Source organism: Niallia circulans, assembly GCF_007273535.1.
Taxonomy (GTDB): Bacteria; Bacillota; Bacilli; order Bacillales; family Cytobacillaceae; genus Niallia; species Niallia circulans_B.
Genome location: NZ_RIBP01000004.1, coordinates 1423622 through 1436482, shown reverse-complemented (window position 1 = coordinate 1436482; position 12861 = coordinate 1423622). Strand labels below are relative to the sequence as shown.

Genomic DNA, 12861 nt, shown 5'->3' with positions numbered 1-12861 from the left:
AAATACAAATATTTTGTTAGATTAGTTGACAGTTTTTCTTGTATCTACTAGAATAATGATAAGTTCTTTATAAAGAACACTTTAGGGTTATATTCAGTAAAACCTTATAACTTCGTTCTTTAAATAGAATATAACGTATTTTTCAGCATTCTAGTCGGAGGGGAAAAGAAATGAAAAAACTGTGGGAAATTCCATTTTTAGAGCATTTAGATTTAGGATCAATCTTTGGTCATATGAAAGACAATTGGCATCATAATACTGGCCATGGACAGGATAAAGGTCATGGAAACGGGCATGATTGGTGGCATTGGGATGACGACGACTGCAATGACACTGACAACGATCCAATCTTAGACTCCTAATTTTTAACTACGAATCAGCCCTTTTCTTTATTAAAAGAAGGGCTGTTATTTTTCAATAAGAGAGGTTGATAATCATGAAAGAAACAGCAAATTATTATAAAGCATTCGGATTTACTATAAAAAGCAGCATCTCATTACCAGAACTAAAAAGCATACCCTCATCCTTAGACACTGTTGATATTGAAATTGAATTCGGCAACCTTACAGAAGCATGGAATTCTGTTTCAACCCCTTCTAACCGATTCTTTGTATCCAAACAGCAAATCATGTTCCATTTAGCACATATCGCCATCTACAACATAGAAAACGGCAATAAGATAATCGTATCACCAATGGAAGGAACAGAAGAATCACAGCTGCGCCTTTATATACTAGGATCTTGTATGGGGGCCATCCTGATGCAGCGAAAAGTCTTCCCTCTCCATGGCAGTGCTATTGCTATTGACGGCAAAGCATACGCAATAGTCGGCCACTCAGGTGCAGGCAAATCAACACTAGCCTCTGCCTTTATCGAAGAAGGATATGACCTGTTAACAGATGACATCATTCCATTGACCTTTTCCAAGGAGTCAGGCAAACCATCCGTAATACCGACATACCCACAGCAGAAACTGTGGCAGCAAAGCCTAGCACACTTTGGACATGATTCATCAAACTACAAGCCACTCATCAACAGAAAAACAAAATTCGCCGTACCAGTCACAAACCAATTTTCCGACAAGCCACTCCCACTAGCAGGAATCTTTGAACTAGTAAAAACAAAGGAAGACCATATAACACTAATGCCAATTCAAAAGCTCGATCGACTGCAGACCATCTTTAACCATACATACCGCAATAACTTTATTGACGGTATGTATTTGAGAGAATGGCATTTTCAATCTGCGGTGAAGGTGATTAATCATGTGGATATTTTTCAGCTGCGGAGGCCTGGGTTGGGGTTTAGTGTTGGGGAGTTGGTTGATTGTGTTTTGGGAGAGATTGTTGGTGGGAGGGTTATTGCTAATTAACTTTTAATTCTATAGGGTAAACAAAAAAGGCTTCAAAGCCTTTTTTTGTTTACCCATTTTCTTTTAGCTTTAGTATACCTAGTTTCCTTCCCGTATATATGAATGGGCGGAGAGGGAAATAAAGCAAATGCATACTCTTTGGAAGCTTAAATACTTGATAATCTTTATAGGTCGGATATGATAAAATTAAAAAATATTTAAATTTTTGACCAATACTTTTTTGTAGTACCCAACCATACCGATTATATGGAATTAAATCCTCAGGAAAAGGTTGATCATACTGTATGCTCTTTATATAAATCATCGCAAGGTTAGAAAGTTCTATTGCCTTACAAGTTATCAAAAAAGATAAATCTTTATTTATAGGCGTATTTAGTAGCCCTTTAGTTAATAATAGTGCTTGACCCACGATATGCTCGTTCGAGTACTCTTTCATAACCGGGATCAATTTCTTCCAAATTACCCCTTTCAATATTAACCTATCAATATCGACTAACCATCTTAGTCTGAACCAGCCATGTCTAGCTCCATGAGATACTAAGTATAAAAATAAATCTTCTTCCCCTAACATGCTAATGGTTTCATTGGTTAATTGACTTGTTCTCCTTCGTGCCCATAGAGTATCAAAGTGAGGTTCTTTGTCCGGAAGATCGTTTAGTCTCCAGTGAATTTCAATAGAAAACTTAGAGTTTGGGTGAAAAAAAACAGAATGATGAGTTCTTAACTTGTGCTCATTTAAAATAAATTCCGGCTCCTCTTTTTCTATGTAACCCATCTCAAATAACAGTTTTTTTGTCGTATTTATATCCCTATTAGATATCAGTATATCTATATCCTTTGAAGTTCTTAAAGATATATTTCCATAGAGCTGTTCACCGAGTATTGGTCCCTTTAAGAATAATGCTGGTAAATTATTATTATTAAAATGCTTTGCAATTAAATCCATTTCAGAGGTTAGTTTCAGCATAGAGAAAACATTTTGCTGATATTTATTTTTAAGAACGTTTATTACCTCTTTCGGAATCCATTTCACTTTATTTCTATTTATATTGGAATATACCAATGGAATAACTCTGTGATGCAGAGCAAGTTGGTAAAATTTTTCCCAGTTAATTCTTTCTAATTTGTAACTCTCTATTTTTTCTTCATCCGTAATAGCTTTGATAATATCTAACAATAAATTCATTTCAACTGTCACTTGAGATGTCAATTCCCTATATTGGTTATTTAGCTTCATCTAATCCTCCTTGCTTAGTTACCGCACTATCATAATCTCGTTCTTTAATAAGAACAATTTTACATCAATTCGTTCTATTTATCAATACAGCAACTTTAATTAAAAATAAAAAATGGAACCCTTTATGGGTTCCATCATTATTATGTTGTTTCTTGTAAACTTAATTTGAATTCCTTAACGTCTGGGCGACCAATAGAATAATAGTTAATACTAGCTTCCTTGGCAGCAGTTAAAGTATAGCAATTTCGGCCATCATATACATAAGGAGTCCTCATGTTTTCTCTGAAGAGCTTCAAATCAAGTGATTTTATTTCTTCCCACTCAGTAAAAACAAAGCATATATCTGCATCTTTCAAAGCAGATTCTGGTGAGTCCTCATATACAACTTGTGTAGGATAAATCTTCTTAAAGTTCTCCGTACCTACTGGATCATAAGCATGAACTTGAGCACCCTGATTTAACAATAGACGCACATTAGGAATAGACGGAGCTTCCCTTAAATCATCTGTACCTGGCTTAAAAGTCAATCCAAGCACAGCAACTTTTAACCCTTGGAAAGTAGGGAAATCATGCCTTGCCTTTTTAATGAGCTTAAAGCGCTGCTTTTCATTCACTTCTATAGCTGCTTTAACAGTTCTTAGAACATAGCCTTCTTCCTCTGATAGCCAATGTAATGCTTTTGTATCTTTCGGGAAACAGGACCCACCATATCCAATACCAGGATTTAAGAACTTATTACCAATACGAGAATCATAGCTCATACCGTTAGTTACATCCTCGATATTTGCACCGACTGCTTCACATAAGTTCGCAATGTCATTAACAAACGAAATCTTTAATGCTAAGAAGTCATTCGATGCGTACTTAACCATCTCTGCACTTCGACGGTTCATAGAAAGAATTGGCTGATTAAATGGTTCATAAATTTCAGACAGCACCTTTTTTGCATGGTCACTTTCAACTCCAATAACAATTCGCGATGCATTTAGTGTGTCTCTAACGGCTGTGCCTTGTGCAAGAAATTCTGGGTTGGATGCAACTTCCACATTCACATCATATTTCAGGTGATTTTTAATAAAGACTTCTACTTTATCATTTGTACCAATAGGCACTGTTGACTTAATTACAACTAGGCAATCTCTTTGAATATTTTCTGCAATTTGGTGGGCAACCGTATATACAAAGTTTAAATTAGCAGATCCATCCTCATTTTCAGGAGTTCCTACCCCAATGAAGATAATATCTGACTGACTATAGGCACATTCATAATCTGTAGTAAAATTCAATTTGCCAGCTTGTGAGTTTTTTACTATCAATTCATCCAACTGTGGCTCATAAATAGGAGATATACCTTTTCTTAAAAGGTTAATTTTATCCTTAATATTATCTACGCATGTAACCGAATGACCCACTTCAGCTAAACAGACACCTGTTACTAACCCTACATAACCAGTACCTGCTACTGTGATATTAGTCATTTGTTTCCCTCCATTTTCCTTTTTATTGTTTGTAAAGTTTCTGAAATAGACCAATATGCTTCTTTAGGTTTATATTTAGTATCAAAAATTAAAGGCTCTTCTTCTTTTATTCTGTAAGTATACTTATCAGTGATACCCCATAGTACGATTGCAGTACAATCCTCATTTTTCAAGCATATCTTAAAGATATCCGAATAATACTTAGCTTGTAATTTACTTTTTATATTCTTTGACTCTTTTCCCTCAGCTATTCCTATATCTAACTCAGTAATCTGAATTTGCAATCCTACAGAACTAAAATTCTGCATAACGTTTTCCAAGTTACTTATATTAATCTTACTAGCTAAATGCGTATGCATTTGGAGTCCAATTCCATCAATCGGTACACCCTTTTGTTTTAAACTATTTAATGTTTCTAAAACCTTAATTGATTTAGAATTCACCATTTCTATTCCAAAATCATTATAAAATAATAACGCATTAGGATCGGCCTCATGTGCCCATTGAAATGACCATTCAATATATTGTGGCCCTAATGTTTTAAGCCAAAAATTTTCTCTTAATGAACCATCATCATTAAATGCTTCATTAACAACATCCCAAGCATAAATTTGACCTTTGTAGCGACCAACAACAGTCTGAATGTGTTGCTTAAGAATTTCTTTCACTTCATTTTTAGTAAACTGTCCTTCTTCTAGCCATTTAGGGATACGATGATGCCAAACAAGAGTATGACCTCTTATTTTTTGATTGTTTTCTTTGGCAAAATTAACTATCTTATCTGCAGCTGAAAAATCATATCTGTATTCTTCAGGATGAATAATATCAAACTTCATTTCATTTTCCGTAGTAACAAGATTTACTTCATCATTAATTAACTCTTTATACTTTTCGTCTTTATCTAAATATAATGAGTTAACAGCTGCACCCACATAGAAATTCTGATTATCTGCTAGACTTCTTAATGAAATATTTTCTTTTGCATCTTTATTACTTTTGCCAATAATAATAATACTTATTAGAGCAAGAATTATTATAAGGAATAATAGTAAAATTTTTTTAGGTTTATTCAAGTAATACACCTACTTAATTTGGATTATCTTTTTCAATTTCCTTATTAGTTTTATTACTCTCAATCTAACAACATCACCAAATCCTTTAAATAATCCACTGAATTATAGTTCGATATGGCTCTTTTTTTACTATTCTCCCCAAATTTCCGCATTAGTTCAGAGTTTTCACTAAGATTATATATGGCCTGAGCCAAGTTAGTTACCAAATCCTCATCTTTGTTTACTAATATCCCACAATCCTCTAATATTATTTCTGGAATAGCACCAACATTCACTGAAATCACTGGTTTTTCCATAGCCATTGATTCCACTATAGTCAATCCAAATGGTTCATTCCACAACGAAGGTAACACAACGATATCTGAAGAATTAAGATATTGGGGCAATAATTCGTGGTCTACGTATCCCGTCATTATTATTCTATTTTCCTGCCCTTTATTAATTTCTTCTGCTATTCTTCTTTCAAAATATTTACTCCCAGATACTTCTCCTATGACAATTAATTTTAATTTTTTTTGTTTTGCATTAGCTAAATTAAAAGCTTTGATTAATTCCAAAACTCCTTTTTCTTTTATAATTCTGCCATGATATAGTATGATCTTTTCTTCATCAGTAATATTATATTTTTCTCTAATGGAATCTTTATTGAATATTGTCCCACCAAATTTATTAGTATCGATTCTATTTAATAGAGTTACCACCTTTTCCTTTAGTTTAGGATTAACCTCTACTACTCTCCTTGTAATATATTCACTTACTGTCAGAATTTTATCGTATTTATCAAGACAAAACTTTGAATAATAATTATCAACACTCAGTGTGTCATTATGCAAATGTAATGCGAACTTTTTATTAGGAAGTTTATTTTTTAAATACTTAATATAAATCGGTCTATTTTCAACTATTATCCAGTCATAATCATTTTGATTTAATACTTTTACTGCTTCCTTTAAATACTCATGAAACCAAAACTTAACTTTAAACTTTTTAGTAAATTTATTCATAAAGATTAGTTTTTCCTCTAAACCCTTATTATATTTAATAAATTTAAAGGAAGTATTTAAATAATTTTCACTTTTAATAATAGCCTTTTCATTATGCACAGTAATTACATCTATATCTAAAATTTTACTATCTTCATTATTTTGAATTAGTAAATCCACTAACGTTTCTACTGCTCCTCCCTCAACAGCTGGTACTGGCTTTGCTTCATTACACAAGATAGCTATCTTCATATAATCCGCCTTCCTAAGTTACTAACTCACACATCTAAATTCTCAACTTTGCTTATCTTTCTTTTTTTATTTAATTTAATAAATTCCTTAATAGTGCTGTATTGTGTAAGTATTACTATTAACAATGCACCAACATTAAAAAAAGTTACCCAAGTATCTTCAAATATATTAATAAAAGATATAATTAATAAAACAAAAAAGACAAAATTGTGTTTGGTTGTTGAAAATCTCATACCGTTTTTATTGGAAAAATAGGTACGGGTTATAAAGAAGAATACATATGATACAGCAGTTGCTATAGCCGCTCCTAAAGCTCCGTACTTAGGAACAAGAAGGAAATTAATGATTAGATTAGGAATAATAGCTACTACTCCTACCCAAATACTTAAATAACTTTTACGAGAGAATACAATCCCTAAACAAGTTGTCTCACTTACTGTAAAAATGATTGGTGGGAGACATAAAAATGCTATTATCAAAGCTGCTTCCGAATAACCTGATGACAAGACATAAATAATAATATCTTTAAAAATTAATACAAAAACAAATAAAATTGACATACAAAACAATATGGAATCACTTACTATTTTGAAATACCTTATTTCTTTACCTTCTTCATACCAACGATAAGCAGTCGGTACCCAGAAACTGGTAAAACTTAGCTGTACAACCGTAATTACACCTGCAATTTTTTGAGTAGCTGTAAAGATACCAATTTGAAAGAAATCACTCCAAGTTCTCAGTGCTATACGATCAAAGGAATTAAGTACACTTGATAAAGAAGTGGCTATTAATATAGGAAAGCCAAAGTGTATCATTTTTTTAATTAAAGATTTATCTATTGAAAATCCCTTAAAGGAAAATAATTTCCTATATCTAACTAATAAATATATATCTGCTAAAATTTGACCTAACACAGTTGAAAACACAACTGCCAAAAAATCCCTGCGAATAAACAAGACAAAGATAATTGTAAATACCAAAATGGAGAACTTTGATAAAATATTCAACATAGAATATTCAAGTGCTTTTTCTTGCATTCTTAAGGATAGTAAAATGAATCTTTCAACTACCATTGCAACAACCATAATCCCGAATAAAATTGATGGTAGTATATATTGGCTACTATCAAATAAAATTAAAGATGTTTGAGTTGGGAATAGCAGAATTATTATGAGTCCTACTATAGATATAATAATTGGTATTAAAACAGCATTTTGAAACAAATTAAGTTTATTATTTGCCGAATGATACTCTCGCGCATACGACTGATCTATACCTAAATACAAAAAAGTGCCTAACATAGTTTGGAACAAAGAAAACATACTGGCTTTTCCATATTCACTGGGATCAATAAAGTATGTAGTAATTGGTATAGTAATAAACGCAATAAAAGCTGCGATTACTGGCCCTAAAGAGAATCCCACTAATTTTTTTATGAATTTTTCCATCTTACACCTCTTAAAAAATCCCTATAAATTCCCTAACAGACGATAGCAATTCAGTATTATCAGAAGAAAACTCTTCATATTCTTTTTCTTCTAAAATCTGAAGCTTATCACCTAAATTAGATATGTCATTAACAACTTCAACATATCCCGCATCCTCAAATGTTTTAGCTATCTCAACCTGATGATTATCAACATGTTCACCAAACTCAGCAAGTCTTGGAACTACCAAAACTTTTTTATTTAAACGCAATCCTTGTATTATAGAACTAGTACCAGAATGAGTAATTAATAAAGAACAGGTTTCCATATACCTATTAATCGTATCTCCATCAACAAATTTAACATAGTTATAATTTGCCGGTACATAATCTGAAACTCCAATCTGAGCTATAATTTCTTCTTTAATTTCATATTCTTCCTTAAGTTTATCAAGTTCTTTAAATAATCTATTGAATTGAAATTTTTGAGTACCAACTGTTACGAAGATCAATAGATAGTCCCCCTATACTTTGCCTTAGGATAATATTTTTTAAGATTTGGCCATTGTATAAAGAATTCATCTGCGAATTTATATACTACTCTACCAGTAATTGTCGGAGTGTTAACTTTTGCAAAGCTTTCTATAAATAGGACTTTTGCTCCCATTACTTTTCCTAACAAACAAAATGGAATTACTACACCTGCACCTGTAGTAATAATATATTTAGGTCTATTTTTGATTAATATTAACAGAGACTTTAGTATGTTAAATAGTAATATGAAAATTATTAGTTTATTTCTTCTATCTTGTTGTTTAAGATAAAATGTTGGATATTTTTCTATTAAATCTATAGTAGATTCATTTTTTTCTGTAATCAAAAAGAATTCTTCTTCATCTACTATAGGAATTAATTGTTTCAATTGTGAAAGATGACCACCAGATGAACTTATTAAACACACTTTTTTCTTCGTTTTCATATTATTCCACCAACTTGCTTAAATATCTTTACAAAATGTTTCTTTACATTATCTTTATCGTAATCATTAGATGACTCTATTGATTTTTTTTTCATTTCGCTTATTACATCATGGGAGTAATGCATATATTCTTCTAAAGTTTGTGCTAGTTCTTTTACATTTCCTGCTTCATATAGCAAACCATTTTCCTTATCAATTATATATTCTCTTAATCCACCAATTTTACTTCCTATAACCGGTATGCCGCAGCTTAAAGACTCTAATCCAACTAAACCAAGACTTTCTCCTGCTCTTCTTGTCGGAAAAACAAAAACATCTAATAAATTATAAACTTCACTTAATTTATTATGTGGTAACAAATCAAATCTTTTTACTTTTTCATTTAACTTTTTCTCACTAATCAGTGTGGATAAGTCATTGTTTTGCTTACCACTTCCAACAATAATTAATTCCCAGTTTTCGACTAGACTACTATCTAACAAAGCAAATGCATTTATTAAATCATCCCAGCCCTTTTCATAATCAATTCTTCCTATAAAGCCAATATATTTTTTTTCTTCCTTAAGACCATACTCTTTAAATTTTCTTTCTTGAGGTTTAAATACGTGTCTATCGACTCCACCAGAAGGTGAGATATACACTGTTCTTGCCTTATATTTATTCTTCACTATGTCTTTAAAGTAATTTGATGGTACAATGACCACATCAGAAATCCCTATTAGTTTTCTTGTAGGAATTTGTAATACTCTGTGTACAAACTTTTCTGGAATCACATCACTTCCATGTACATTAGTATAAATAACTATATTCCTTTTTAAAATTTTACCAAGAATAATTGGAATAGCACTATGCGAAGCGTAATGTACATACAGAATATCGTATGTACCAAAGATTAATCCATAAATAATTTTAAAATAAAATAAAATGTAACTTAGAATTTTTTTTATTTTACCAGTTGTTTTATACATTACTATCTTTTGGATATTAATACCCTCAGATTCTAACATTTCTACTGATTTTTCCACAAATATTCCATATGATGGATTTTCCTTATTAGGGTACATGTTTGATATCATTAATATATCCATTTTTACTCCTTTATGTATCTCTCTCAAACTTTTTATTCCCTGAACTACTTATAAACATACAACAGATAATAGCCAAAAAGCTGCCTGATAGTGCAGAAAACAAGACATGGCCAACGATAGTACTAAATACAAAAACTGAAAGATACAAATATTTGTAAACAAATTCAATCTTACAAGCTTTAATGAAAATGATTATGAAATAGGAATATATTAGTATTGTTCCAATTAATCCATAAGCAAAAAATATATCGAATATATCCATTTCTATAACCTTTGTGCCTGTATTCAAGAGCTGACCCAGCTCTAAATTCTTAGCATATGAACCTACACCTATAATTAACCTAGTTATTATGTGCTCAGAATTAATAAAAGAGTAATAAGCATTTTCTAAAAAAATCTCTCTTCCACTTAGTAAGAAGCCTAGAATATTTTCTGACTTATTAAAAAAGTATTTGTTTCGTTCAATGATCCCATTTATTTCATTTTGAAATAAATAACTTAATCTAATTAGAACAAACGCAACTAAACTTATTAATAAAAACAAGTTGAAATTTTTAAGAACAGAATTACTTTTTATACTTCTAAATGAATAAATTAAGATTGAAATAACAGAAAATGCCATACTAGATTTTGAACCAACAAGTAAGGTTACTGTTATTATAAGTAAAAGCCCAATAATATAGAGAACATTTTTTTTATCTTTATTCCTTATCCCTTGAAATACTAATTCTAAAGAAAAAATTAATAATATTATTAATACAATATTTAAATCATTATTAGCATTGTAAAATGCTGAATATCCACCACCATTAGAATATGCTGTAAAACCAACACCTAACAACTTAGGTATTAATATACTAATAGGAAATGTAAAGATACTAATTTTTAAAATACGAACAATAATAATACCTCTTATTTTTCCACTTTTATATAATGCCCTGTAGCCTTCAATGGTAATAATAATAAATAACAATTTTATAATATTAGAAATATCAAAAAACATTCCACTTAAGTTTGCGTGTTTAAAAAAGTATACAAACTGTAGCATTACCAGAACCATACTAAAAAACAGAAATTTGTAAAAATCTATTTTTTTAGCAAACTTAAATATCACTAACAAAAATAGAAATGTTATTAAAAATCTGTATAATTGTCCTATTGATATAGGCGTACTAATATTATTAAGTAAAAAGTAACCATTCACACTATCAACAAGAGGGATTAGTAAATAAATAAATACAAATATACGTTCGTAAATATTCAATCTTAACTTGCCAGCTTTGCTTTCGATGCCATCATATAAATCTGCACCCGGAAATAATGAATTATTAATATGCATCATTTTTTGCAAAAACCGTATAAAATGTTCTCATAATTATTTTAAAATCATTTCTTACAGAACGCATATTTATATAAGTCAAATCCATTTCAACCATCTCCTCAAACCCCACATTACTTCTGCCACTTACCTGCCATAAACCTGTACAACCTGGTACTACCAGTAATCTTTGCTTATGGTAAGCTGTATATTCTTGTACCTCTTCTGGCAATGGTGGTCTTGGCCCAACCAAACTCATGTCACCTTTTAATACATTGAATAATTGTGGTAATTCATCAATACTTGTTTTCCGAATGAATCTCCCTATTTTAGTAACTCTAGGATCATGTTTTATTTTAAACATTGCTCCTGATGCTTCGTTTTGCTCTCTCAATTCTTCTAACATTTCCTCCGCATTACTTACCATTGAACGAAATTTATACATAGTGAATAGTTTCTCATTTTTTCCAACTCTTGTTTGAGAAAAGAATACTGACCCTTTATTATCTTCCACCTTAATCAAAATCCCTACTAAGATAAATAATGGTAATAATACTATAATCCCTAGTAATGAGCATAAAATGTCAATACTTCTTTTTGCATATGTATAACCTTTACTGTTGGTTTCCAATCTAGAGTTTGGAAAACGTAGATACACATACTTTTCATCTTCCTTTGGATTATTCGATAACGACAAAGGTTTCATCCCCCTTAATATTCTATTGTTTTAAAGTCCTTTACAATATCAGTAATACCTTGTATGACTTCATCCTTTATATCCTTATCTTTTAACGCAAACTCTATTTGAGTTAGAATAAAGCCTACTTTCTCTCCAACATCGAACCTCTTGCCCTCAAAATCATAGGCAAATACTCGCTGTATCTTTTCCAATACTGAATAGCATCAGTAAGTTGGATTTCTCCTCCTGCTCCCTCTTCTTGTTTATCCAAATACATAAAAATTTCAGGAGTAAAAACATACCGTCCCATAATAGCTAAATTTGAAGGCGCAGTTCCTCTTTTAGGTTTTTCAACAAAGTTGTTTACTTGATATCTTCTTCCTTCTCTCCAGCCAGGATCTATTATTCCATATCTGCTTGTATCACTGTCACCAACAGTTTGTACTCCGATTACTGATGCTTGTGTCTCCTCATACTGATCAATTAACTGACGTAAACATGGTGTCTTGCTCTGGACAATATCATCACCCAGTAATACAGCAAATGGTTCATCACCGATAAACTTTCGAGCACACCAGACTGCATGCCCTAACCCTTTAGGTTCTTTTTGGCGAATATAGTGAATATCTGCTAAATTCGTGGCATACTGCACCTTTTTTAATAATTCATATTTTCCTTTTGATTGAAGGTTTTCTTCTAATTCATGCGCAATATCAAAATGATCTTCGATAGCACGCTTTCCTTTTCCAGTTACAATTATTATATCTTCAATTCCTGACGCAACTGCTTCTTCGACAATATATTGAATAGTTGGCTTATCTACAATTGGAAGCATTTCTTTTGGCATTGCTTTAGTAGCCGGTAAGAACCTAGTTCCTAAACCTGCAGCTGGAATAATTGCTTTTCTAACCTTTTTCATCAGATTCCTCCAAATTTATTTACAAGTAATTAAATTTCAATAAATATACAAAAA

General features: G+C 31.3%; 12 protein-coding genes and 1 pseudogene. 2 read left to right on the top strand and 11 right to left on the bottom strand.

Going from position 1 to position 12861, the window contains the following annotated elements; all coding sequences use genetic code 11:
- Window positions 1-170: 170 nt before the first annotated feature.
- Entirely contained in the window at window positions 171-362 is a 192-nt protein-coding gene (locus CEQ21_RS15090; protein WP_127738312.1) for a hypothetical protein, read from the top strand.
- A gap of 68 nt (window positions 363-430) precedes the next feature.
- On the top strand, window positions 431-1372 hold the full coding sequence (locus tag CEQ21_RS15085) for an aldolase (protein ID WP_419181618.1): 942 nt from the start codon (window positions 431-433) through the stop codon (window positions 1370-1372).
- Window positions 1373-1421: 49 nt separating this feature from the next.
- Here the strand turns inward: CEQ21_RS15085 and CEQ21_RS15080 are convergent, their stop codons facing one another.
- From CEQ21_RS15080 to galU, 11 genes and pseudogenes are all read right to left on the bottom strand, one after another.
- A complete protein-coding gene (locus CEQ21_RS15080; RefSeq protein WP_185765229.1) occupies window positions 1422-2609 on the bottom strand; it encodes a nucleotidyltransferase domain-containing protein in 1188 nt (395 codons plus the stop codon).
- A gap of 140 nt (window positions 2610-2749) precedes the next feature.
- Window positions 2750-4087: a UDP-glucose dehydrogenase family protein gene (locus tag CEQ21_RS15075; RefSeq protein WP_185765228.1), complete on the bottom strand. Its 1338-nt coding sequence runs from the start codon at window positions 4085-4087 to the stop codon at window positions 2750-2752.
- On the bottom strand, window positions 4084-5160 hold the full coding sequence (locus tag CEQ21_RS15070; RefSeq protein ID WP_185765227.1) for an endo-1,4-beta-xylanase: 1077 nt from the start codon (window positions 5158-5160) through the stop codon (window positions 4084-4086). The genes CEQ21_RS15075 and CEQ21_RS15070 overlap by 4 nt, the downstream gene beginning before the upstream one ends.
- Window positions 5161-5219: 59 nt before the next feature.
- On the bottom strand, window positions 5220-6395 hold the full coding sequence (locus tag CEQ21_RS15065; protein WP_185765226.1) for a glycosyltransferase family 4 protein: 1176 nt from the start codon (window positions 6393-6395) through the stop codon (window positions 5220-5222).
- A gap of 26 nt (window positions 6396-6421) precedes the next feature.
- The gene (locus CEQ21_RS15060) at window positions 6422-7846 is read right to left on the bottom strand and encodes an oligosaccharide flippase family protein (protein ID WP_185765225.1); all 1425 of its coding nucleotides are present in this window, start codon (window positions 7844-7846) and stop codon (window positions 6422-6424) included.
- Between the two features lie 10 nt (window positions 7847-7856).
- Window positions 7857-8336 carry a PssE/Cps14G family polysaccharide biosynthesis glycosyltransferase gene (gene pssE, locus CEQ21_RS15055; RefSeq protein ID WP_185765224.1) on the bottom strand — a complete coding sequence of 160 codons (480 nt, stop codon included), beginning with the start codon at window positions 8334-8336 and terminating at the stop codon, window positions 7857-7859.
- Window positions 8333-8803: a PssD/Cps14F family polysaccharide biosynthesis glycosyltransferase gene (gene pssD / locus CEQ21_RS15050; protein WP_185765223.1), complete on the bottom strand. Its 471-nt coding sequence runs from the start codon at window positions 8801-8803 to the stop codon at window positions 8333-8335. The genes pssE and pssD overlap by 4 nt, the downstream gene beginning before the upstream one ends.
- Window positions 8800-9891 carry a glycosyltransferase gene (locus CEQ21_RS15045; protein WP_185765222.1) on the bottom strand — a complete coding sequence of 364 codons (1092 nt, stop codon included), beginning with the start codon at window positions 9889-9891 and terminating at the stop codon, window positions 8800-8802. The genes pssD and CEQ21_RS15045 overlap by 4 nt, the downstream gene beginning before the upstream one ends.
- Before the next feature lie 10 nt (window positions 9892-9901).
- Window positions 9902-11233 carry an O-antigen ligase family protein gene (locus tag CEQ21_RS15040; RefSeq protein WP_185765221.1) on the bottom strand — a complete coding sequence of 444 codons (1332 nt, stop codon included), beginning with the start codon at window positions 11231-11233 and terminating at the stop codon, window positions 9902-9904.
- Entirely contained in the window at window positions 11220-11906 is a 687-nt protein-coding gene (locus tag CEQ21_RS15035) for a sugar transferase (RefSeq protein ID WP_419181595.1), read from the bottom strand. The genes CEQ21_RS15040 and CEQ21_RS15035 overlap by 14 nt, the downstream gene beginning before the upstream one ends.
- Before the next feature lie 14 nt (window positions 11907-11920).
- Window positions 11921-12807: pseudogene (galU, locus tag CEQ21_RS15030) on the bottom strand (UTP--glucose-1-phosphate uridylyltransferase GalU).
- Window positions 12808-12861 lie beyond the last annotated feature (54 nt).

Bases quoted from the DNA above. Each gene is read 5' to 3' on its own strand.
- CEQ21_RS15090 (WP_127738312.1), top strand. From the start codon at position 171: ATGAAAAAACTGTGGGAAATTCCATTTTTAGAGCATTTAGATTTAGGA.
- CEQ21_RS15080 (WP_185765229.1), bottom strand. From the start codon at position 2,609: ATGAAGCTAAATAACCAATATAGGGAATTGACATCTCAAGTGACAGTT.
- CEQ21_RS15075 (WP_185765228.1), bottom strand. From the start codon at position 4,087: ATGACTAATATCACAGTAGCAGGTACTGGTTATGTAGGGTTAGTAACA.
- CEQ21_RS15065 (WP_185765226.1), bottom strand. From the start codon at position 6,395: ATGAAGATAGCTATCTTGTGTAATGAAGCAAAGCCAGTACCAGCTGTT.
- CEQ21_RS15060 (WP_185765225.1), bottom strand. From the start codon at position 7,846: ATGGAAAAATTCATAAAAAAATTAGTGGGATTCTCTTTAGGGCCAGTA.
- pssD (WP_185765223.1), bottom strand. From the start codon at position 8,803: ATGAAAACGAAGAAAAAAGTGTGTTTAATAAGTTCATCTGGTGGTCAT.
- CEQ21_RS15045 (WP_185765222.1), bottom strand. From the start codon at position 9,891: ATGGATATATTAATGATATCAAACATGTACCCTAATAAGGAAAATCCA.
- CEQ21_RS15040 (WP_185765221.1), bottom strand. From the start codon at position 11,233: ATGATGCATATTAATAATTCATTATTTCCGGGTGCAGATTTATATGAT.